This window comes from Chitinophaga pollutisoli, from assembly GCF_038396755.1.
Classification (GTDB): Bacteria; Bacteroidota; Bacteroidia; order Chitinophagales; family Chitinophagaceae; genus Chitinophaga; species Chitinophaga pollutisoli.
Map to the genome: position 1 here is coordinate 968,864 of NZ_CP149822.1, position 23,921 is coordinate 992,784.

Below are 23,921 nucleotides of genomic sequence, written 5' to 3' on the forward strand. Positions count from 1 at the left end.
AAACGTGTAACGATGAAAAAGTTGCAAGGATGTGCACACCTCATTGCAAACTGTATAATGGAAAGGTATAAGTTTTAAATATTTGTTAAAAATACCCCCAACTATTCGTGATAATCTCGTTACATTTCTCCAATCAAGATTAGATTAGCTGTTTGAACAACAATCAATATCTATACCTTGGCTTGATTATCAAGCTTTTACATAACATATACAAAATGAAGTGAAAAAACGATTTTCCCGTATTTTAATATCCCATCAGATAATGAGAATATAGCATCAACTCAAACATCTATGCATGACAATGCAATGACTTTCCTACCGGAAGATACTGATCTCCACCTCCCCATTTTCTTTGACCGCACCGCGGTACATGCCGGCGGTGTTAAAGGACATGGCAATACGGCCCTGCCGATCTAGGGCGATGAGGCCACCGTCGCCCCCCAGCGCAGGTACTTTCTTCATAATCAATTCGTTCGCCGCCTCGCGGACGCTCATTCCCTTATATTCCATCAGGTCACAAACGGATTTGGCGACCACCAGCCGGATAAAGTACTCACCCCAACCCGTACACGAAACGGCGCAGGAAGCATTGTCGGCATAAGTGCCCGCCCCTATCACCGGCGCATCGCCCACGCGGCCGTACCGCTTGTTCGTCATGCCCCCGGTAGACGTCGCCGCCGCCAGGTTTCCCTGCTTGTCGAGCGCCACAGCGCCCACCGTCCCGAATTTATAATCGCGCAGCTCCACCCCCAGCCTGGCCGAAGCCGCCGTATCGGCGTGGTCCAGTTGCTGCCGCGTGGAATCCAATTGCCGCGCGCGCTGCAACCCCTTCCAGCGGTCATCCGTATAAAAATATGCAGGGTCCACGATCTCCAGACCTGCTTCCCGCGCGAAAGTTTCCGCGCCTTTGCCCACCATCATCACATGCTTGCTCTTCTCCATCACCGCGCGGGCAGCCGAAACGGGGTTCTTCACCACCGTCACGCCCGCTACCGCACCGGCTTCCAGCGTTCGGCCATTCATGATCGCCGCATCCAGCTCGTTTTTCCCTTCGGCGGTAAACACCGCTCCCTTGCCGGCATTGAATAAGGGACAATCCTCCATCGAACGCACCGCGGCCTCCACAGCATCCAGGCTGCTCCCGCCTTTCTTCAGCACATCGTAACCAGCGGTGAGCGAGGCTTTCAACGCCTCCCGGTAAGCCCTTTCCCTTTCCGGTGTGAGCTGCGATTTCAGAATAGTGCCCGCCCCGCCATGGATAACGAGCACGTAGCGGTCCTGTCCGGCCGCCCAGCGACTGAGCACCAGGAGGCAAAAAGTGAATATCAAACGCATTTGAAGGGTTTTACTCAAATTTATATGTAGCAGAATCAATTGGCAAACATTTTGGTATTGACTATTTTTGCCGGATAAATACGAGTTCCCTGAAAAAAGTTCGCAAAATATTGACCATTGCCCTGCTGAGCCTGCTGGGCCTGTTACTCCTCGTTAGTATCCTCGTCAATATTCCCGCCGTTCAGAACCTGCTCGTAAAAGAAGTAACTGCGCGGCTGTCGAAGCAACTGAATACCCGGGTCGAAATCCGCCATGTCAATTTCCGCCTCTTTAACAGCATGCGCCTCGAAGGTACCTTGGTGGAAGACCGCCACCGGGATACGCTCCTCTATGCCGAGGCGCTCCACGTCCGCATCACGGACTGGTTCTTCCTCCAGGAAAAACCCGTTCTCAAATTCGTAGGTCTCGAAGACGCGCAGGTAAATCTCCTCCGCCCCCGGAACGATTCGCTGTGGAACTACCAGTTCATCATCGACGAATTCGGCGGCGCCCCCGTGCAACCGGCCGCCAAATCCAAAAAAACCGGCATCTCACTCGATCTCAAGAAAGTCGATCTCCGCCGCATCCGCTTCAATCTGGTGGACCAATGGGTCGGCGAAGATATGAACGCTTCCGCCACCCGCATTTACCTCGACGCCGAACAGCTCAACCTCCTCACCCGCAATATCCGGATCAACGAGCTGCTCCTCGATCAACCTTCCTTTATTATATCCAGTTACCCGGCCAGCCCGCTCCGCAAACGCCGCGCCCCGGCTCCCGCCGCGCCCAAACCGGTGCTGGACTCTCTCGCCGTAATCCCTCTGCGCTGGAACGCCGATAACTGGAAACTGATCGTCAAAACCCTGCAGATCAAAGACGGCACCTTCGGCGTCAACAACCTCAGCGACTCCGTTCCCTCCACGCCCGGGCAATTCGATCCCTCGGGCATCCGGTTCGAAGCCATCAACCTGGCGCTGACCAACAGCCGGCTGCAAAACGACAGCATCTTCTCCGACCTCACGCTGCGCACCCGTGAGCGGAGCGGGTTTGAGGTGAAATCGCTCAAAAGCAGGTTCAAGATGTCGCCCGTGGAAATGGAATTCAACGACCTCGACCTGGTGACCAACAACAGTCATATTAAGGATTATTATACAATGCAGTACGAGGACATGGCGGATCTCAACGACTATGTGGACCTCGTGACCATGAAAGCCAACTTCAAAGGCACGCGCCTGGCTTCCGACGACATTGCTTTTTTCGCGCCGCCGCTTTCGAGCTGGGACACGGAGATTCTAGTGAACGGATCGGTGGAAGGACCGGTGAGCAATCTTTCGGCCGACAGCATGCAGCTTTCGGGTGGGAAATCGACCCGGCTGCGGGGGAACTTCAGCATGCGGGGGCTGCCCTACATCAACGAAACCTTTATCGATTTCAACGCGCGGGAACTGATTACCAGCGGAGCCGACGTCCGCCAGTTCTTCCCCATGCTCAAAGACCTTACGGCGGTGCATACCGAGCTGATCACCCGGCTCGCTTTCCAGGGGAGCTTTACCGGGTTTGTGAACGACTTCGTGGCATATGGTAATTTCCAGACCAATCTCGGCAACCTCGATTCCGACATCAATTTCAAGACCAGCAAGGATGTGCCCGTATATTCGGGAAGCATCACCACCAACGACTTCCAGGCCGGCAACCTGCTGGGGAACGACATCGTGGACCGCGTGACCATGAAAGCCAAGGTGAAAGGCGAAGGTTTCAACTTCACCAACCTGAAAGCCGCCGTAGATGCGGATATTCAGCAGATCGGGCTGTATGGTTATCAATACCAGAACCTGAAAACGGAAGGCGAGATGAACCGCAAGTTCTTCAATGGCGCCCTTACTGTCAATGATCCCAACCTGGACATGGATTTCACGGGAACGATCGATTTCAACAGCCGGCTGCCCATCTTCAATTTCTATTCCGAAATACGCAACAGCGACCTGAAAGCGCTCCATCTCACGGAAGATTCTATCACCCTGCAAGCCAAAGCCGACCTGAATTTCGCCGGCAGCAACATTGACAACTTCGACGGAACCGCCCGCCTGTACGACCTTTCACTCTTCAAAAACCGGAGCCGCGTGGAATTCGACAGCCTTTCCGTTTACACCGGCACCGAAAATGGACTGAAAACTTTGCGGGTACAGGGAAATGAAGTGAACGGGTTTGTTCAGGGAAGCTATAGTTTCATGGAATTACCCAACGCATTCAAACTGTTCCTGAATAAATACTACCCGAGCTTTTTCAAATCCCCGCCAATGGTCAATGCCGGGCAGGATTTCACCTTTGCCGTGGAGTTCGGGCAGGTCGACAAACTTATCAGTGCATTTACCAATGACATTCACGGGTTTAACGGTACGCGGATCGAAGGAGCGCTCAACACCCTTTCCGGGAACGTATCGATGAACGCAACCGTGCCGTATGCCGCGTACCAGGATTTCGGAGTGAAGAACCTGGTACTGAAATCCACCGGCGATTTCAGCCGGATCAACGTGAGCACCCACCTGGGCGAAGTATTGTTCCAGGACAGCGTCATGTTCAGCAATCCGCTCATCCTGGCCAGTTCCGGGAAAGATACCTCACTTATCAAACTCGACCTGCAGGCCGACGATACCACCGCGCTGAACGGGTTTTACGCGCGGCTGGTGACGGTGGGCGACGGTGTGAAAGTCAATTTTCTGAACAGTACGTTTACCGTCAACGGCAAACCCTGGAACATGATGGCCGGCAACGAAGTGTATTGGAGCACCCACTTCCTGACCGTGCAAAACCTTAAAATTACGCGGAACGACCAGGCCCTCACCATCAGTACGAATGAGTACAACCCCGATGAGTCGCGGTTTATGATCAATCTGAAAGACCTGAACCTGGCCGACATTATTCCCCACGGTTTGACCAATACCCTCATCGAAGGGCTGGCCAACGGCGACATCGACGTACATGACCCCTTCGGGCGCCTCGAAGTGGATGCGGATATCCGGACGAGCCAACTGCGGATCGACAATGATTCCATCGGGCTGGTGAACTGGAAAGGCAACTACGACAATTCCACGGGGCAACTGAACTTCGACGTAAAGGCCGACAATTCGCTGGCAAGCTTTACGGCCAAAGGCGCTGTAGGCCTGAGCGACAGCAATCGCGTCGTGAATGCCTCCACGGATCTCGACAATACATCCATCAGCTTGCTGAACAAATACCTGGGCGATTACGTGAGTGAGCTGACGGGCACGGCCACGGGACATTTGGAGGTTACCGGTACTACTGACAAGCCTTCTTTCCGCGGTTCAGTGAAAGTGCAGAATATCGGGATGAAAGTGAATTACCTGGGCACGCGCTACAAAATTCCGCTGTTGCATGTGCATCATATGGACGACAACCTCATCGAGATGAAGCCGTTCACGCTGATCGACAAGTTCAACAACCAGGCCGTTGTGAATGGTTTTATCCAGCACCAGAACTTTTACGATATGGTTTTCGAGTTCGACGTGCAGTCGGATAAGTTCCTATTCCTGGATACGGGCCCGACGGATAATGATCTTTATTATGGAACAGTGTTGTCGCAGGGAAGGGTGTATTTTACTGGTCCGCTCGACAACCTTGAGCTGCGCGTATTGGCGCGGCCGCTGAAGGGAACGCACTTCTTCCTGCCGCTGAGCGACAGTAAAGACATTGGCAAGCACGACTATATCCGCTTCAAGCAATACGGGAAAGTAGTGGAAGAACCGAAAAAGAAGAGTGACATCAAGCTGAACGTGAAGATGGACATCGCGGCGAACCCCGATGCGCAGATCGACGTGATCCTGAATGCTTCCACCAATGACGTGATTTCGGCCAACGGCACGGGTAATCTGGCGATCAATGTGAACCTGGAAGGGGATTTCACGATGTATGGAAATTATACGATTAACACCGGGACCTACAATTTCAGTTTCCAGCGGCTGGCCAGCTGGAAGTTTGATATCGACAAAAACAGTACGATCACCTGGAATGGTGATCCTGGTGAGGCGCTGGTGAATATTACAGCGAAATATACCCTGCCGAAGGTGAGTTTGTACAACCTGAGTACGGCGGCGTCGATGGGTGGCGGATCAACAATGGTGGATGACAAGCTGAACCGTTCGGAGCGGGTGGACATCCTGTTGTATTTGCGGCAATCCCTTACCCAGCCGAACATCACATATGAAATTAAGCTGCCGGACGTGGGTTCGCTGGCGTATGAAAGCGGGATTGGTTCGCGGTTGAAGGAAATCAACTCCAACCAGAACCAGGCGCTGTACCAGATTTCGTACCTGCTGGCCACGGGGCAGTTCCAGCCACCGGATGGCAGCGCCAACGTGGCGATCACTGGCAAGAACAGTGTGGGCCAGGCGCTGAGTGCGCAGGCATCCGCCATCCTGAATAACTTCTCCAACACCTTCCTGAAAAACGCAGGGATCGGTTTCAACGTGAATTATACAGCGTACAACATTAATAGCAGCGCCAGCAGTTCTTATGACCGTAACCTGGTGAGCACAGGCATTACGAAAAACTTCCTCAACAACCGCATTCGTTTATACGTGGGCGGCAACTACGACTGGGGAAGGGTTTCGGCGGGCTCTTCCACCCAAAATTTCGCGGGCGACTTCCGCATCGAGTATCTTCTCACGTCCGACGGGCGCGTCCGCCTGAATGCGTTCAGCAAGATGGATTATGACGCCTGGCTGCTCGACAACCGCCTCAGGAGCGGCATTGGCATGGCCTATGTGCGGGATTACAACCGTTTCGGCGAGTTGTTTGCCGACAAGCGCATCCGCCGGATGCAGGACAGCCTGGCCCGCATTGCGATGCAAAAACGTTTGCAGGAAGACAGCCTTCGCCACGACGATCATTCCGAAGAAAAAGACACCCTCATCAAGCGCTAGTTGGTATATATACCATTTAGAAAAATGGACTAGCTGAATAAATTTCCGTGTTGATTTTTTGCATAGATTTTCGATAAAATGGAAAATTATGCAACCCACAATTGATGTAACACCCAAAGACCAAAGCCACGATCTGCGGTCGCTGCCGCACGAGCAAAAGGGTTGGTGGTAACTTATTTCTATATGGGCTTAACCTCTCCCCGGTTGGTTAACCGGTTAATCCGATTCAGGAGGGACGCTGTAAAAAATGAGAGGCCAGATGCCTAGGTTACCAAAACAATCCTGAGGCAATTTGACTAGGCCAGCGAACCCCGCGCCGTGGGCGCAGGGTTCGCTGGCTTAAAGCCTTATGATATTAAAAACGGGTGACGGTTATCCTTTCAGGATTTCGTGGCCGAGTTTATCGCGTTTGGTTTTGAGGTAGAACTCGTTGTGGGGGTTGGGATGGATTTCGATGGGTACGTTTTCCACGATTTCGAGGCCGTAGCCTTTGAGGCCGGCTCTTTTACGGGGATTGTTGGTGATGAGGCGCATTTTGGTCACGTTCATGTGCCGGAGGATTTGTGCGCCAACGCCATAGTCACGCTCGTCCATTCCGAAGCCCAGTTCCAGGTTGGCTTCCACGGTATCTTTCCCTTCCTCCTGGAGCTTGTAGGCTTTGAGTTTGTTCATGAGCCCGATGCCCCGGCCTTCCTGGTTCATGTACAGGATGAGGCCTTTGCCTTCTTTTTCTACCATTTGCATGGCGGCTTGCAGTTGTTCGCCACAGTCGCAGCGGAGGGAATGCAGGATATCGCCGGTGAAGCAGCTGGAGTGGACACGTACCATCACGGGATCGCCCTGGTTCCAGTCGCCTTTTTTCAGGGCCATGTGCATGTCCCCGGAATTGAGCTGTTTGAAGGCTACCAGTTCGAAATTGCCGTATTTGGTGGGCATCTGCACCCGTACTTCTTCCTCGATAAGGGATTCCGTGCGGAGGCGGTATTCAATCAGATCCTTGATGGAAATAAGTTTGAGATCGAATTTTTTAGCGATATCGCGGAGTTCGGGGAGGCGGGCCATGGAACCGTCTTCGTTCATGATCTCCACCAATACGCCCGCGGGTTCAAAACCGGCCAGGCGCGCCAGGTCGATGGTGGCCTCGGTATGCCCCGTGCGGCGGAGCACCCCGCCTTTCTTGGCACGCAGCGGAAAGATATGCCCGGGTTTGCCCAATTCTTCGGGACGGGTGTTGGGATCGATGAGCGCCTGCACGGTTTTGGCGCGGTCAGAAGCGGAAATGCCCGTGGTGCATCCGTGGCCCAGGAGGTCCACCGATACGGTAAACGGCGTCTGGTGCAGCGCAGTATTGTCGCGCACCATCAGCTCAAGCCCCAGCTCCTCGCAACGCTCTTCCACCAGGGGAGCACAAATCAACCCACGGCCATACATGCTCATGAAATTGATGATCTCCGGCGTTACATTGCGCGCTGCGGTAATGAAGTCTCCCTCGTTTTCACGATCCTCATCATCCACTACAATGACCAGTTTCCCCTTTTTTATATCCTCAATCGCGGATTCGATAGTATCCAGCATAAATGGTTCAGTCTATTATGAATTGAAGACGCAAAGTTAGGATATAAAATCGACGTTTGGCGCCCCTCCCTACTCCCGGAAGCCCCTCCGCCGGATACACACATATTATTATTTTACCAATTCGAAAAAATGAAAATCTCCCGACCAGACAATTAAACAAACCATGGGCTTTTTCAGTTATTAACATAGGAAATCAAAATCTATCCGTCCGATACTATCCGAATATTCAACATGTAACAATTTGTTAAAGTAGCGTTAAAATTTACACAGCATATTTCGTCATCTTTGCACCATCATCAAATTGGTTGTTATGGGAATTAAAAAGTTACTCATTACTTGTATCATGCTTGTACTGGGAGCGACCACCTCATTGGCACAGGTCACCACCGGCGGCATCACCGGCTCCATCACCGACGCTTCCACCAAAGAAATCCTTATCGGCGCCACCGTTAAAGCCGTCCATGTGCCCACCGGCACAGTGTACGGCACCACCACCATGGAAAACGGCCGTTTCAACATCCCCAACATGCGCGTAGGAGGCCCCTACACCATCACCGTCACCTACGTCAGCTACAAAGAAGAAAAAATTGAGAACGTCGCCATCCCCCTCGGTCAGACTTACCGGTTGGACGTGGCACTACAAACTGCCGCCACCGGCCTGCAGGAAGTGGTGATCTCCGGCCGGCAGGACAAAACCTTCAACGCCGGCCGCACCGGTGCCTCCACCACCATCGGCCGCGAACAGCTGAACAACCTCCCCACCCTCAGCCGCGGCGTATCCGACTTCACCAAACTCACACCCCAATCCGGCAAAAAACTCAATTTCGCCGGGCGTAACGGGTTGTATAACAGCTTTACCGTCGACGGCTCCACCTTTAACAATGCATTCGGGATCACCGAGCTCCCGGGCGGACAAACCAATGCCCAGCCCATCAGCCTCGACGCGATCGAACAGCTGCAGGTGAACCTCGCCCCTTACGACGTGAAACTCAGCGGCTTCACTGGCGCCGGCATCAACGCCGTAACCCGCGGCGGCACCAACGAATTCAGCGGTTCGGTATACACTTTTATCCGCTCCAAAGGCCTGACCGGCAATAAAGTCGACGGCGAAACCGTGCTGAAAGACGACTTCAAGCAGAACCAGTATGGCTTCCGCGTGGGCGGTCCCATCATCAAAAACAAGCTGTTCTTCTTCATCAGCGGTGAGCTCGAGCGCCAGGAATCTCCGGCCAGTAACTTCCGCGCCAACCGCGACCCGAACGCCAAATCCGTGAACGACGTCCCGCCCGGCGTGGCCTTCGTGAACGCATCTGCCCTCGATTCCGTCCGCAATCTGCTCATCAGCAAATATGGTTACGATCCGGGCAGGTACGAAGATTTCTCCCTGCCAACGCACAACGATAAAATCACAGCGCGTTTCGACTGGAACGTTAACGAAAAGAACAAGCTCACATTCCGTTATAGCTGGCTCAACGCTTACCGTGATATCGGCCCCAGCTCCTCCAACTCCAACAGCGGTCGCGGCCAGAGCAGCACATCCTTGTATTTCGAGAACATGAAATACCGCCAGTTCAACAAGCTCAACTCTTTCGTGCTGGAATGGAATAATAACATCAGCAACCGTTTCGCCAATAACCTGACGGCCACTTATTCCCGTTTCCGCGATCACCGCGAAGTGCCCGGGAAAGCATTCCCTGTGGTAGACCTGGAAAGCGGTGGCAGGAACTATATTTCTTTCGGCTCGGAACCATTCTCCGGCCTGAACAATTCGGGGCAGGACCTCTGGCAGATTACCAACAACTTCAACTGGTATGCTGGCAAACACACGCTTCTGTTCGGCGTGAGCGGCGAATATTACAAGTTTAGCAATGGCTTCGCGCAGTTTGTTTATGGGCAATACCGTTACGGTTCCGTGGCCGACTTCTTCGACGCGGTCGACGATCCCACAGTAAACCCGACTTTTTACCAGCGCACATATTCCGCCATCCCCGGTGATCCGGCCCCCATCGCCAAACTGAATACGGCCGCCATCGCAGCTTATGTACAGGATGAATACCAGATCATGAATAACTTCCGACTGACTTACGGCATCCGCGTGGATGTGCCCTGGTATCCCAATAGCCTGGCTTCCAACCCGAAAGTCAATGAAATGACTTTCCGCGACGGCGAAAAACTGGATGTTGGCAAGTTGCCTAAAGCGCAATTCCTATGGTCGCCGCGCCTCGGCTTCAACTGGGATATTGCGGATAACAACAAATACCAGCTTCGTGGAGGTACGGGCATCTTCACTGGCCGCATTCCCTACGTATGGGCGGTAAACCAGGCAGGACAGAATGGATTGCTTTTCGGTTCGGAGTTCTCCAGTAATCCCACCAACCGGCCCTTCACCGATGACCCGAACGCATATATCCCGGCCAATCCCTCTGCCGCTCCCAGTTATGCCATTAACGTGATGGACGAGAACTTTAAATATCCGCAGGTATGGCGCTCCAATCTTGCCGCAGACATACGGCTGCCGGAAGACTTTATCCTCACACTCGAAGGTATTTATACAAAAGACATCAACGCTGTGTTCCACAGAGATGCGAACCTGGCAAAACCCACCACAACGCTACCCGGCCCTGATAACCGCCCCAGGTTCCCCGATGCCAAACGTATCAACCCCAGTATTAACAACGCCATCGTACTAGATAATACTTCTAAAGGTTATTCCTATGCACTGACAGCCCAGTTGCAGAAATCCTTTGATTTCGGACTGAGCGGCATGGTGGCTTACACATATACAGATGCGAAGGATGTGACCTCAAGTCCCGGTTCCCAGGCAGCGAGCGCCTTCAACGGCAACCAAATCGTTGGCGATCCGAACATCCCGGTGCTGGCGCGTACCAACTTCCTGGTTCGTAACCGCGTGATCGGAACGTTGTCGTACCACATCCAATATGCGAAAATCCTCGGCACCACGCTCAGCCTCATTTACGAAGGCCAGGCCTACAACGACGGCTTCGATAACTCCCGCATCAGCTATGTTTACGGTGGACAGAATATCAACAATGACAATAGTACGTTCAATGATTTAGTGTACATCCCACGCGATGCCAGCGAAATCTTACTTATCCAAAGTCAGGCTGGCTTTAACCAGCCGCCAGACACGCGCACACCTGCTCAGATATGGAATGACCTCGACACTTATATAAAAAACAACCCATACCTGAACAAACGACGCGGGCAATATGCCGAAAGAAACGGGCTCGAATTCCCCTGGTACAATCGTTTCGACTTCCGTCTCGTACAGGATATTGATTTCAGTAAAATTGCGCCCAAATCGAAGAGCAAGCTTCAACTCACCTGGGACATTATCAATGTCGGGAACCTTTTGAACAGCAAATGGGGCGTAACCAAGACTGCTAACACTAACAGTTTCCTCACCTTCCGGAATTTGGGCGGTCCGGGCGGGCGACCTCAATATTCGTTCGACAAACTCTCCGGCCCTTTCCGCACCAACACTGGCATCGCATCGCGCTGGCAGATGCAGCTGGGCGTCCGGTACATTTTCAACAATTAAACCTCACCTGTAAAACGATAAAAGCCGCCCGGTACTTCCGTGGCGGCTTTTTTAATGAAGAACTTCCCTTCATTAACACAAAAATTACATCCTGGACCATATCCGTTAACGTAAATATAAGCAGAACAGTTATCCCGGCACTATCCAACAGGTGCAGAACAAACCTACCCGGTCGATGGATAAGGGAACGACAGTTCCGGGACGACCGTTTCGATCGAATTACAGAGGACAATGGCTGACAAGAGAGCCGTTTCACGCAGGTGGGCGGCTTTCTGTATTTTATGGGTGACGGGAAAGGCGGGTCAGCTTGTTTTCACGACCCATTCGAGGAAATTGGGCATCACGCCCGCCCAGGTTTCATAATTGTGACGCCCTCCCGGCACCAGCTCATACCGGATCTGGCGGCCTTTTTCATAGCCCTTCTGCTCAAGAATGCGGACGAGGTCTTCCGTATCGTCGACAGCGTCGATGATGCCGTTCGCGTTACGGTCGGCCAGTTCGTCATCAGTGCCGGCTTCAAAGAAGAATTTCAGTTGCGGACGGAAGGCGCCTTCCTCCACCTGCCGGTGCATGATGCGCGGGCCGCCGTCGGGCGATGAGCGCCACCAGAGCGAACCGGAGAACACCCCGGCTTTGTGGAACTGGTCGGGGTGATTCCAAACGATATCCAATGCGGAAAGCCCTCCCAGCGAGAATCCCGCGAAGGTAATATCAGGAAAGGACTGGTGATAGCGGCTGCGCAGGAAGGGCAACAACTCACGCAGCACAAAACGCGCGTACAAAGAAGCTTTACATCCTTCCCCCTTGCCCCTACATGTTTTTCCGTACCATATTCCTGGCTCCGTTGCGGGCCGGCATGGATGGCCGCCACCCACAAAGACGGATGAGTGGTGTTTTGCAGATGTTCCAGCATGGCGGGGAAGCCCATTCCTTCCAGCTCCTGCCCGTCGTTGATGAGCAACAGGTGCGGCGTTTCGCGCGAAGTGGGCGGCAAATAGCAATCAAAAGTCACTTCCCGCTGGAGGAAGAGCGAATACTGTCCGAATGATTCTGTTCTGGGGAGCATAGCAGGCGGGTTGGGTTCTTCTGTAATTTAACAAATTAGCCGCAGAAATCAGCCCCGGATTTGTTATTTTACATACCTGAAATCAGGAATTATGCAATTAAAACGATACCTGTTGCCTGTGGCATTGCTATTATCGCAGGCGGTTTGGGCGCAACAGGCCGTCACCCGCACCGACAAATCCGTTCCCAACACCCTGCTTAAAGGCCAGGCGCCCGACGGCGCTTATCCTTTCCTGGTAGTAACGGAACTAACCTTGCCGGGATGCAAGCCTTCGGGGCTCACTGCGGAGCAGGAAGAAACGCATGCTTCCATTTCCGAATCCGCTTCGCGGCAAATGCAGCTGGTAACGGAAAATGTGGAAGCGGGATACACGACCCTCGGCTGCAAGCGTACCGATTTTTATTACGTGACCGATACGCTGGATTTGCGCACGGTCATGCAGATTTTTTATAAAGACAATTACGGCGCCTATCCGCACACCGTGACCATCCGCCCCGATCCCGGCTGGAAGGCTTACCTCGGGCTGCTGGAAGCCACCGGCAAGTAAGACCATCCTGATACCTGAAACTGTGAAAAACCAAACGGCATATGCCCGCATGTACCATTCCTTTACCTGAAAAACGTTTATCCGTAAAACCCGAAGCATTGACAGAAAACTATCACAAATGGCAATCCCCTACGCTGGGCCGCGAATTTGAAATGCTTGTTTTCGGCCATGCCGGTTATCCGCTGGTCCTCTTCCCCACCTCCATGGGGCGTTACTACGAAAACAAGGACCGCGGCCTCATCGACGCAGTGGCCTGGTTCGTGCAAAACGGCAGGGTCCGCATTTATTGTCCGGACAGCATCGATTCGCTGAGCTGGTTCAACACCCACATCCACCCCGCCGAAAGGGCCCGCAACCACGCGCAATACGACGCCCTCCTCATGCAGGAATTGCTGCCCCGTATCCGTAAAGAAACGGGGCACGATCGCATCGCTGTGGGCGGATGCAGTTTCGGGGGATATCACGCCGCCAATTTCGCGTTCCGCCATCCCGAATCGGTGGCTTACCTTTTTTCGCTGAGCGGATTGTTTGATATCCGTTCGCGGGTGGAAGGGCATTACGATGATAACGTGTATTACCACAATCCGATGGATTTCGTGCCCGACAACCGGCACCCCGACCTCTGGAACATGGGGATCGTGCTGGGCGCGGCGGAAAACGATATTTCCAGGAGCCAGAACGAGCAGTTTTCAGGCATCCTGCAACAAAAAAATCCAGCACTGGCTTGATGTGCGGCCCAACGCGCAGCACGACTGGCCGTCCTGGAAACAGATGCTCCCGCATTATCTCTCCCTGTTAAAACATTGACGGATGATGAAAATCGGCATCCTGTACGGCCAGGAAAACACATTCCCGCAGGCGTTCACGGACCAGGTCAACCGCATCTGCGGGCCCAACGTGCTGGCGGAATCCGTGCTGATCGACAAAGCCCTGCAGGGCGGCACGGCGGAGTACGCCGTGGTGGTGGACCGCATTTCGCACGATGTTCCTTTTTACCGCGCCTGGCTGAAAGACGCCGCGCTCCGGGGTACCGCAGTGCTGAACAATCCCTTCTGGTGGTCGGCCGACGAAAAGTATTTTAACAATGCGCTGGCGCTGCGGATCGGCGTTCCGGTGCCCAACACCGCGCTGTTGCCCGCATTTGAGCAGCCGGGCAACACCAGTTCCCGATCGTTCCGCAACCTCGCGTACCCGCTGGACTGGGAAGGGATCTTCCGCTTCGTGGGGTTTCCCGCGTATCTCAAACCTTACGCCGGCGGCGGCTGGCGCGATGTATATTACATCAACGACGCCGAACAGTTTTTTGCCGTACACCAGCAAACCGGCCGCGAAACCATGATGCTCCAGGCCGCGGTGGAATGGGAGGAATACTACCGCTGCTATTGCATCGGCGCCGCCGATGTACGCATTATGCCCTACGATCCCCGCCTGCCGCATGCGGAACGCTATTACGCGGGGTTCAGCGCCGGAGAAGTGCTGCACGCACAGCTGGAAGCATTCACAATTGCCCTGAACCGCGCGCTGGGATATGATTTCAACACCGTGGAATTTGCCGTAAAAAACGGCGTGCCTTATGCCATCGACTTCTGCAATCCCGCACCGGACGCGGACCCGCAATCGGTTGGCCAGGAGAATTTCAGGTGGTACGTCGAAAAATCGGCGCGATATGCGCTGGATCGTGCGCTGGAAGCGCGCCCCGGGGTCGATAACCTTCATTGGGGCACGTTCGTCCGCCGCGCCGCCGGCATTCCGGAATAATTTACGAACTTCACATCCGGTTAACCAATTGTCACACATGAACTTTGCCGCTTTTACGTTAGGTATCGAAGAAGAATACATGGTCATGGACCCCGAAACCCGGGAACTCCGCTCCCATGAACAAAAAATCGTGGAACAAGCCCAAAAGGTGATCAAAGACAAAGTGAAGGCCGAAATGCACCAGGCCGTCGTGGAAGTGGGCACACAGATCTGCGCCAATATCGAAGAAGCCTGGGCCGACGTTTCGCTGCTGCGCAAAACCATCCACGAAATCGCCGGGAACCTCGGCTTCAGCATCGGCGCCTCGGGCACCCATCCGTTTTCGAAATGGGAAAAACAGCTCATCACCGATCATCCCCGCTACTTCGAACTGGTCAATGAAATGCAGGACGCCGCCCGCTCCAACCTCATCTACGGACTGCACGTCCACGTAGGCATGGAAAACCGCGAAATGGCCATCCACATCGCCAACAGCGTCCGTTACTTCCTGCCCCACGTATTCGCCCTGAGCACCAACTCACCGTTCTGGGAAGGGCGCAACACCGGCTTCAAATCCTTCCGTACAAAGGTTTTTGATAAATTCCCCCGCACCGGCATCCCCGATTATTTCGCCAGTATCGAGGAATATGACAACTACATCAAGCTGCTCGTTAAAACCAATTGTATCGACAACGCGAAGAAAGTCTGGTGGGACCTCCGCGTGCACCCTTTCTTTAATACCGTCGAATTCCGCATCTGCGACGTGCCGCTCACTGTCCGCGAAACCATCACGCTGGCCGCGATTTTCCAGGCGGTGTGCGTAAAAATATACAAGCTCCGCGCCCAGAATCTCAACTTCATCCTCTATAACCGCGCCCTCATCAACGAAAACAAATGGCGCGCCTCCCGCTACGGGATCGACGGCAACCTGATCGATTTCGGGAAAGAGATGGAAGTCAACACCCGCGCACTCATCCATGAGCTCCTCGATTTCGTGGACGACGTCGTCGACGACCTCGGCACCCGCGATATCGTAGTGCAGGGCACAGAAGAAATTTTATCCGGCGGAACCGGCGCGGACAAACAGCTTCAGGTGTTTGAAGCATCCGGAAATGATTTTACTGCTGTAGTAGATTACATACAATCCCGCTTTCTGGCGTAATTTTGCAGTAATGAAAGTAGCAGTACTTGACCTGTACGAAGGTGTACCTAACGAAGGAATGCGCTGTATCCGTGAATTGCTCCTGCAATTCGCCGAATCACGGCAGATCTCGCTGCAACTCAACGAATTCGACGTGCGTGGCCAAAGCCAGGTGCCGGATTTGGGGTACGACGTGTATATCAGCACGGGCGGGCCGGGTTCCCCCGTCGACAGTGCCGGCAGTAACTGGGAAAACGCTTATTTCGGCTGGTTGCAATCGGTACTGGACTGGAACCTGCGGGAAGGAAGCCGTAAAAAGCACATCTTCCTCATCTGCCATTCGTTCCAGATCGTATGCCGTTTTTTTGAACTGGGAGAAGTATGCAGGCGGAAAAGCTCCGCTTTCGGCGTGTTTCCCGTCCACCTGACTGCCGCCGGCGAGAAAGAAGCCGTGTTCGCTGGCTTGCACGATCCGTTTTACATCGTTGACAGCCGCCACTGGCAAGTAATTCAACCGCACGAGGAAAACCTCCGGGCCATGGGCGCCGAGGTATTGGCGATCGAGAAAGAAAGGCCGCACGTACCCCTGGAACGGGCTACCATGGCCATCCGGTTCAATCCTTATATGATCGGAACGCAATTCCATCCCGAAGCAGACGCCGAAGGGATGCACAAATACCTCCGCCAGCCCACCCGCCGCCATCGCGTGGTAGCCGATCACGGGGCGGAGAAATACGAAAACATGCTGGAGCTGCTGCAACAGCCGGACAAGATCCTGCTCACGCACGATACCCTGCTGCCCAATTTCCTGGAAGCGGCGCTGCATTACCAGCATACCTAAAACTAATATCATGATCCCCGATATCCGCCACGCATACAACCAGTCGTTCTCCCCAGCCAGGTACCAGGACCTGCTGAAAGAACTGGGCCGCATTTCAGGCGTGGAGCCCGCCTTCCGCGTAGCGGAAACCCCCGTTTTCATTCCACGCGAACTTACCAACCGGTTGCTAGAAGCAGGCGATGAAATCCTGAAAGTGGTGACGCGGCCCGATATCAAGACCCTCACGGCCGGGGCTATCCCGAAAACATTCAACGTACCTGGCGAAAACGCCCGCCCGCAGTTCATCATCATCGATTTTGCCGTCACCCGTGCAAACGATGGCTCCCTCACCCCCAAACTCATCGAGCTGCAGGGGTTCCCGAGCCTTTTCGGCTTCCAGCAACTGCTCGCTGCCGCATACCGGCGGCATACCAACGTACCTTCGGGATTGGAGAACCTGGGCAAAGGACTGGACGATCATTCTTATCGTGATTTGCTCCGGCGCACCATCGTCGGGAGTAAACCGCCCGAAGAAACCATTTTGCTGGAAGTATTGCCATTGCAGCAAAAAACGTTGATTGATTTCGCCTGTACGGAAGAGATGCTCGGCATCCCGGTGGTTTGCGTATCGGAACTGAAACAGAGTGGCCGGCAGCTGTATTTTGAAAGGCAGGGCAGGAAGCGGCCCGTCAGCCGGATATACAACCGCGTCATCTTCGAAGACCTCGAAAATATGCGGCCGCAGCTGGGCAATCCGATTGATCTCCGCCAGGATTTCGACGTGGAATGGGCGCCACATCCCAACTGGTATTACCGTATCAGCAAATACCTCCTGCCCCACATCCACGGTCCATTTGCGCCACGCGCCTGGTTCCTGGACGAAATCCCCGTGCTACCGCAGCAGCTGGACCAGTTCGTGCTGAAGCCCCTCTTCTCCTTCGCGGGCCAGGGTGTGATCATCGACCCCACGCCGGAAGATGTGGCGAAGATCAGCGACCCCGGTAACTGGATTTTGCAGGAAAAAGTGGAGTATGCCCAGGCGGTGGAAACGCCTACCGGTCCGGCCAAATGTGAAATCCGGCTCATGTATTGCTGGCCCGACGACGCCCCGGCTCCCATCCTCGCCCAAAACCTCGCCAGGCTGAGCAAAGGCAAAATGATCGGGGTGAGTTACAACCAGTCGCAGGACTGGGTGGGTGGCAGCAGCTCCTTCTTTGAATACTAAAAACTAAGATATGCAACGACTCAACATCAGTTCAGGCGCCGTTTGGGAATCCAAAGTCGGTTATTCCCGCGCGGTCAGGATCGGCAATGTGGTGGAAGTTTCGGGAACGGTTTCGGCCGACGGCGACAAGATCGTGGGCGCGGGCGATCCTTACGAGCAAGCCAAACACGCCCTCGCCAAGATCGAGGCGGTGCTGGTGAAAGCCGGCGCCACGCTGCACGACGTGGTGCGTACGCGTATGTTCGTTACCGATATTTCCAAATGGGAGGAAGTAGGCCGCGCGCACGGGGAGTTTTTCGGCGGCATTCGGCCAGTTACCACCATGGTGGAAGTAAGCGCGCTCATCCACCCCGACCTGATGGTAGAAATTGAGGCTACGGCCATCGTTCCGGTACAGAGTTGATTTTCAGGTCATAAAAAAGCCGGATGCGGATGCATCCGGCTTAAAGGCATGTGCCTTAAAAAGTTTACGCCCCGAAAGTTTCCTGCCATTTCAGCATTCCGCCTGCGAGGTTCTTCACGTTGGAGAAGCCCATCGTTTCCAGCACCATGGCTGCCTGACCGCTGCGGTTGCCACTGCGGCAATACACGATCACTTCTTCGTCTTTCAGCCCTTCAATTGCTCCGATCTCCATGGAACGGATATCGCCGAGGGGAACGAGGGTACCGCCGATATTGAATTCGGCGTTTTCATGCGGTTCGCGCACATCCACCAGGTTCAGCTGTTCGCCGCTGTCGATACGTTTTTTCAGGTCTTCTACGGTAATATTTTCCATTGTCGGTTTTTTTTCAAAGTTAATATTAATATTCCGATGCGGGCGGCGGAGGAGGAGGCGTACCCAGCGAGTCCGTCACAGGTTTGGTGGCGGAAAGCCACAGGTCGATGCTTTCGCCGGCGCGGATCATATTGAGTTCGCCCAGGCCGTTGCGCCGCGGGGGCGACTGGCGGTATACGAAAGCGCCGAGGGTGTCTGCCACGCCGCCGTCGATCAGCACGGTGCCGATGTTGAGATTGCTGGCGGCGAGTACTTCACGGGCTTCCAGGTAGGTCATGCCCACGGTTTCGGGCACTGGATTTTCCATGCTGCCGGTACCGCTGGAAAGTACCAAAGTGATGTTGCTGCCTTCGGGGATTTCGGTGCCGGGCTTGATGGGTTTGCCATGGAGGCGCTGTTCGAGCACGGTGTTGGTCGCGAAATCGGGTTTGTAGATGGTATCGCCGATGTTGAGCCTGCGGGCGCGAAGCGTCATTTCGGCGCTGCGGTAGGTCAGGCCTTCGAGATCAGGCATGGGCACCATCGGCGGCACCAGTTTGTTGACTGTGAGGAAGATCGTGCGGTGGCTTTTCACGACATCCCCGCGCTCGGGAGTCTGCTCATATACAAGCAGGGCGCGCATGGTATCAATATATATGGAGTCGCGCACTTCCACGTCGAAGCCCAGGGCTTCCAGGGTAGAAGTAGCGTCTTCAATGCTTTTACCTCTTACATCAGGCACCGTCACTTCCTCACCGTGGCGCGTCAGAAACCCAAGCGACAGGAAGAAGATGATCCCCATGAGGATGATCAGCCCGCCTATCACCAACAGATTGAAGCCGAAGGAGCGCTTTGTTATATTATCGAACATTTTCATATTAGCAAAGTATGCTTATTTATTAACAGCAGCAAGGCACTCTTCAATAAGTATGCCGTAAAAGTCGCGTAAAGTCTTGCCCGCAGCGCGTACCTGCTGGGGTACGAGGCTGTTTTCGCTTTGGCCGGGCATGGTGTTGACTTCCAGGAAATAGACGTCGTTGGTGCCTTCTTCCAGGATAAAATCGGCCCGCACGATCCCTTTGCAGTTGAGGCGGTTATACAGTTCCTGGGCCACATCGCGGATATGCGCGGCTGCTTCTTCGGGAATTTCGGCCGGCGTCACTTCGGTTGTAATGCCGGGGGTGTATTTGGCTTCGTAATCGAAGAATTCTTTGGTGGAGCGGATCTCCGTGAGCGGGAGCACATTCAGTTCGCCCTGGGAGCGGAATACGCCGCAGGTCACTTCCGTGCCTTTGACGAATTCTTCGATGAGGACCTGGCTGTCTTCCTTGAACGCCTTTTGAATGGCTGCTTCCAGGTCTTCCGCATGATTCACCTTGCTCATCCCAATACTGCTGCCGCCTTCTGCCGGTTTCACGAACACGGGCAGGCGCAGGTAGCTGAGGATGGCTTGGGGGAAATAACGCTGGTCGCGGAAAATGTGATAGGATTTGCTGACCCGCACCACACCGAGCGCAGCCACCACTTTATTGCAGTAGCTTTTGTTGAAAGTCAGCGCGGAAGTGACCATGCCGCAGCTGGTGTAGGGGATGCCCAGCATTTCGAAGTAGCCTTGCAGGCGGCCGTCTTCCCCGGGCGTACCATGGATGCCGATAAAAACGGCGTCGAACCGGATATGGCCATCGGCGGTGTGCAGGGAGAAGTCGTTTTTGTCTACATCCACGGCGGTGCCGTTGGGCGTGGTATACGTCCACCCTTCGCGGGTGATAATAATTTTATATACGTTGTAAAGCGCGGGGTCGATGTTGCGTTCAATAACGGCGGCGCTTTGTACGGAGATGACATATTCCCCGGAATAGCCGCCCGCAACGAGGGCGATGTTTTTCTTCATAGTTCGGCAAAATAACAAAAAAGGAAGCCCCAACCTGCGCTGGTACTTCCTTTTTCCGTGATTATTCGTTGAATAATATCGTTTGGCGGGAAAATCAGACGTGCAGCTTGGCTTTCTTGGCCATGAGCTCGTCTACGGTTTCCTGGTACATTTCGTCGGGCACGCAGCAATCCACCGGGCAAACGGCGGCGCATTGAGGCTCTTCGTGGAAACCCTGGCACTCGGTGCATTTGTTGGGAACGATATAATACGTATCTACGGCAATGGGGGCATTCCGCTGATCGGCGTCCATTTCGGAGCCGTCCATCATTACATAGCTTCCTTTTACGGTGGTTCCGTCGGACAGCGCCCACTCTACGCCGCCTTCGTAAATCGCATTATTCGGGCATTCGGGTTCACAAGCTCCGCAGTTGATACATTCATCCGTTATCTTAATTGCCATATTGTAAACTTTTTGTTTAGGATGTAAGCCATTAATTTTGCTCCAAAAATAAAATATCTTCAATTCAAATACTCAATTTATTTTCCCGGAGATGAATGTAACTAATAAAATCACCCTCTTGGAGCGCCTGGGGGCATATCTGAACGGACAGGGTACGGAAGAAGAGCGCGAGCAGCTCCGTTTGGCCAAACAAAAGGCTTTCCATCAAAACGGGTGGTTTATCCCCGAATTTGTGGATCTTTCGATCCAACAGATCGCAGATAATTTTCTGAGACGCCCCCTGCTGGAAGCGTGGGTAGCGCAATATCCGGGGTTCGGGGAACTGGCTTCCCCCAAAAATGTGGGCATCGTGGCGGCGGGTAATATTCCGCTCGTCGGCTTTCATGACTGGTTGACAGGCTTCCTTTCGGGGCACCGCATCAAACTGAAATTGTCGTCGAAAGATGATGTGCTGCTCCCCCACCTGATCGGAAAAATCGCGGAATGGTCGCCCCAAGCCGGCGAAATCACGGAAATCCGGGATGTGCTCAAAGACTGCGACGCTTACATCGCCACGGGCAGCAACAATTCCGCCCGATATTTTGAATATTACTTCTCAAAATACCCACATATCATCCGCCGCAACCGCACTTCCGTGGCGGTGCTCACCGGTTCCGAAACGCTCGCCGACCTGGAGGCCCTCGCATCCGACGCGCTGCTGTACTTCGGTCTGGGCTGCCGTAACGTTACCAAAGTGTACGTGCCGGAAGGATATGATTTCGAAGCCCTCATGACCGCCTTCAAAAAATTCGACTGGCTCATGGACAACCACAAGTACAAGAACAATTACGATTATAACCTGGCATTGCTTATGCTCAACAGCGCGAAGTTCCAAACGAACGACAACCTGTTGCTGCATGAAAACGAGTCGGTATTCTCTCCCCTGAGCGTGCTTCATTACAGCGTATACCGCAACCGCGCGGAGCTGGAGGAGCAACTTGCCGGAAACCCCGATCTGCAATGCATTGTGGCAGCCGATCGTATACCGTTCGGTCAGGCGCAGGCGCCCCGCCTCTCCGATTATGCCGACGGCGTAGATACGCCCGCATTTTTCGCCGCGCTCTGACCGCTCCGCGCTTACATGAGCGGTTAACAAATTGTCACATCTTATTGTTATTTTGACAGGCACTGCTATACTGCTGGCAGTGCCTGTATCGTTTAATATAAGGAGGGTTTTAACGTTTGACCTAAAAAACTGTTAAATACTTGTATGTTATAACATTCAACCTCCTTCAGCCGTTATTTTTGCAGAAAGAGGGCATGTAAATTGATCTGGTACAGCCGTAGCATTTTTCAGAAATTATAACCCTTAAAACCAGTACCTGTATGAAGTTTTCGCATGTCGCAGGCACCGTCCTGATTAGCGCGGCTACTGCCATTGCAAGTATTTATGTGTACAGCAAGTATTTCCAGCCGAAGGGTATGGGACTGTACCAGAACGGGTCGGACAGTGTGCCGGCCAATTACGTGAATTACATGCCCGGTTCCGCCGGCAGCAACAGCCTCACACCGCCAACGGATTTCACGGCGGCGGCGCGGATCGGTACACCGGGCGTTGTACATATTAAAACGAAGATCAATCCCCGGCAACTTGGCAACAACCTGCAAAAGCGGCGCAGCCTGCTGGAAGAATTCTTCGGGGAACAGTTCGAGGATAACCGCCGGCAGTATTATACACCGCCACAAATGGCCTCCGGGTCGGGCGTGCTGATCTCGGACGACGGGTATATCGTTACCAATAACCACGTGGTGGACGATGCGGATGAAATCTCCGTAACCCTGAGCAACAACAAGACATTTACGGCAAAAGTCGTGGGGACCGACCCCAGTACCGACCTGGCCGTTATTAAAATAGCAACTTCGGGCCTTCCCTATCTGCTCTATGGCAATTCTGATGAGGTGCAGGTGGGCCACTGGGTGCTGGCGGTGGGGTATCCGCTCAACCTCGAAACCACCGTTACGGCGGGTATCGTGAGCGCGAAGAGCCGCAGCATCGGGATCAACCGGCGCAATAGCCGCAACGCCATTGAGTCGTTCATACAAACGGATGCGCCTGTAAATCAGGGCAACTCGGGCGGCGCGCTGATCAATACCGCCGGTGAACTGATCGGCATCAACTCGGCCATCGCCTCGCCCACGGGCGCTTACGCGGGATATTCATACGCCATCCCCGTGAACCTGGTGAAGAAAGTGGTGAACGATATTATGAAGTTCGGGAACGTGCAACGCGCCTACCTGGGCATCGAATACAACGACCCGAATGCATTGTCTGATGACCGCCTGAAAGAACTTGGCATGTCGCGCGATATGGCCGGCATCAAGGTGCTGGGCGTTCCGGAAGGCGGCGCGGCTGCGGCTGCGGGTATTAAGGAAGGCGACGTGGTAACGAAGATCAACGGCGTATCCACCACTTCCATCCCAGAACTGATGGAACAACTGAGCCGGTATAAGCCCGGTGATAAGGTAACAGTGACTTACCTGCGCAATAATAAAGAGCAGACGGCCAACGCCATTCTTAAAAACCTGGAAGGCAATACCGATATCGTGAAGCTGACGGTGCTGGATCAACTGGGTGCGGATCTCGTGCCCCTGAACAAGGAAGCGTCGAACCGGCTGGGTGTGGAAGGCGGGTTGATGGTGGCCAATATCGGTAGCGGGCTGATTAAGAAACAGACGAACATGAAGCGGGAATTCGTTATCCTGAAGGCAGGAACCGCGGCGATCCGCTCATCCGACGACCTGAAGCGCGCGCTGGAAGGTAAAAAAGCCACCCGCCTGGAAGGCTTCTACCTGGGCGACCGCTACGCCAACGTTTACTATTACGACCTGGACCTCTCCGGAGGCGCCTCGTTCTAAGATATTATTCT

At 53.9% G+C, this 23,921-nt stretch carries 18 protein-coding genes; 11 read left to right on the forward strand and 7 right to left on the reverse strand.

What is annotated here, in order from left to right:
• Window positions 1-315: 315 nt before the first annotated feature.
• On the reverse strand, window positions 316-1,335 hold the full coding sequence (locus WJU16_RS04215; RefSeq protein ID WP_341837075.1) for an isoaspartyl peptidase/L-asparaginase: 1,020 nt from the start codon (window positions 1,333-1,335) through the stop codon (window positions 316-318).
• A gap of 110 nt (window positions 1,336-1,445) precedes the next feature.
• Here WJU16_RS04215 and WJU16_RS04220 point away from each other — a divergent pair, with 110 nt between their 5' ends.
• Entirely contained in the window at window positions 1,446-6,254 is a 4,809-nt protein-coding gene (locus tag WJU16_RS04220) for a translocation/assembly module TamB domain-containing protein (protein ID WP_341837076.1), read from the forward strand.
• Between the two features lie 372 nt (window positions 6,255-6,626).
• On the opposite strand, the gene WJU16_RS04225 is transcribed toward WJU16_RS04220, so the two are convergent.
• A complete protein-coding gene (locus WJU16_RS04225) occupies window positions 6,627-7,829 on the reverse strand; it encodes a bifunctional 3,4-dihydroxy-2-butanone-4-phosphate synthase/GTP cyclohydrolase II (protein ID WP_341837077.1) in 1,203 nt (400 codons plus the stop codon).
• 343 nt (window positions 7,830-8,172) lie between these two features.
• Here WJU16_RS04225 and WJU16_RS04230 point away from each other — a divergent pair, with 343 nt between their 5' ends.
• Window positions 8,173-11,391, forward strand: a complete 3,219-nt coding sequence (locus WJU16_RS04230) for a carboxypeptidase regulatory-like domain-containing protein (RefSeq protein ID WP_341837078.1) — start codon at window positions 8,173-8,175, stop codon at window positions 11,389-11,391.
• Window positions 11,392-11,693: 302 nt separating this feature from the next.
• Here the strand turns inward: WJU16_RS04230 and WJU16_RS04235 are convergent, their stop codons facing one another.
• On the reverse strand, window positions 11,694-12,173 hold the full coding sequence (locus WJU16_RS04235) for an alpha/beta hydrolase (protein ID WP_404980280.1): 480 nt from the start codon (window positions 12,171-12,173) through the stop codon (window positions 11,694-11,696).
• Between the two features lie 375 nt (window positions 12,174-12,548).
• Between WJU16_RS04235 and WJU16_RS04240 the strand changes: the two genes are divergently transcribed.
• The 7 genes from WJU16_RS04240 (at window position 12,549) to WJU16_RS04270 (ending at window position 18,330) form a co-directional block, all read left to right on the forward strand.
• Window positions 12,549-13,004 (forward strand): DUF695 domain-containing protein, encoded by a 456-nt coding sequence (locus tag WJU16_RS04240; RefSeq protein ID WP_341837080.1) that lies wholly within the window; start codon window positions 12,549-12,551, stop codon window positions 13,002-13,004.
• 98 nt (window positions 13,005-13,102) lie between these two features.
• Window positions 13,103-13,732 carry an alpha/beta fold hydrolase gene (locus WJU16_RS04245; protein ID WP_341837081.1) on the forward strand — a complete coding sequence of 210 codons (630 nt, stop codon included), beginning with the start codon at window positions 13,103-13,105 and terminating at the stop codon, window positions 13,730-13,732.
• A gap of 82 nt (window positions 13,733-13,814) precedes the next feature.
• Window positions 13,815-14,762: a hypothetical protein gene (locus WJU16_RS04250; protein ID WP_341837082.1), complete on the forward strand. Its 948-nt coding sequence runs from the start codon at window positions 13,815-13,817 to the stop codon at window positions 14,760-14,762.
• 37 nt (window positions 14,763-14,799) lie between these two features.
• Window positions 14,800-15,903 carry a carboxylate-amine ligase gene (locus WJU16_RS04255; RefSeq protein ID WP_341837083.1) on the forward strand — a complete coding sequence of 368 codons (1,104 nt, stop codon included), beginning with the start codon at window positions 14,800-14,802 and terminating at the stop codon, window positions 15,901-15,903.
• A gap of 10 nt (window positions 15,904-15,913) precedes the next feature.
• A complete protein-coding gene (locus WJU16_RS04260; protein WP_341837084.1) occupies window positions 15,914-16,723 on the forward strand; it encodes a glutamine amidotransferase-related protein in 810 nt (269 codons plus the stop codon).
• Between the two features lie 10 nt (window positions 16,724-16,733).
• Window positions 16,734-17,927: a hypothetical protein gene (locus tag WJU16_RS04265; RefSeq protein ID WP_341837085.1), complete on the forward strand. Its 1,194-nt coding sequence runs from the start codon at window positions 16,734-16,736 to the stop codon at window positions 17,925-17,927.
• A 10-nt stretch (window positions 17,928-17,937) separates the two neighbouring features.
• On the forward strand, window positions 17,938-18,330 hold the full coding sequence (locus WJU16_RS04270; protein ID WP_341837086.1) for a RidA family protein: 393 nt from the start codon (window positions 17,938-17,940) through the stop codon (window positions 18,328-18,330).
• A gap of 64 nt (window positions 18,331-18,394) precedes the next feature.
• Here WJU16_RS04270 and WJU16_RS04275 read toward each other — a convergent pair whose 3' ends face one another.
• The 4 genes from WJU16_RS04275 to WJU16_RS04290 form a co-directional block, all read right to left on the reverse strand.
• Window positions 18,395-18,703, reverse strand: coding sequence for a rhodanese-like domain-containing protein (locus WJU16_RS04275; protein WP_341837087.1), 309 nt, complete (start codon window positions 18,701-18,703; stop codon window positions 18,395-18,397).
• A 25-nt stretch (window positions 18,704-18,728) separates the two neighbouring features.
• Window positions 18,729-19,559: a PASTA domain-containing protein gene (locus WJU16_RS04280; RefSeq protein ID WP_341837088.1), complete on the reverse strand. Its 831-nt coding sequence runs from the start codon at window positions 19,557-19,559 to the stop codon at window positions 18,729-18,731.
• A 15-nt stretch (window positions 19,560-19,574) separates the two neighbouring features.
• Window positions 19,575-20,573 (reverse strand): D-alanine--D-alanine ligase, encoded by a 999-nt coding sequence (locus WJU16_RS04285; RefSeq protein ID WP_341837089.1) that lies wholly within the window; start codon window positions 20,571-20,573, stop codon window positions 19,575-19,577.
• A gap of 94 nt (window positions 20,574-20,667) precedes the next feature.
• Window positions 20,668-21,015 carry a 4Fe-4S dicluster domain-containing protein gene (locus WJU16_RS04290; RefSeq protein WP_341837090.1) on the reverse strand — a complete coding sequence of 116 codons (348 nt, stop codon included), beginning with the start codon at window positions 21,013-21,015 and terminating at the stop codon, window positions 20,668-20,670.
• A 91-nt stretch (window positions 21,016-21,106) separates the two neighbouring features.
• Here WJU16_RS04290 and WJU16_RS04295 point away from each other — a divergent pair, with 91 nt between their 5' ends.
• Window positions 21,107-22,120, forward strand: coding sequence for an acyl-CoA reductase (locus WJU16_RS04295; protein ID WP_341837091.1), 1,014 nt, complete (start codon window positions 21,107-21,109; stop codon window positions 22,118-22,120).
• A 260-nt stretch (window positions 22,121-22,380) separates the two neighbouring features.
• On the forward strand, window positions 22,381-23,910 hold the full coding sequence (locus WJU16_RS04300; RefSeq protein WP_341837092.1) for a trypsin-like peptidase domain-containing protein: 1,530 nt from the start codon (window positions 22,381-22,383) through the stop codon (window positions 23,908-23,910).
• Window positions 23,911-23,921: the final 11 nt, after the last annotated feature.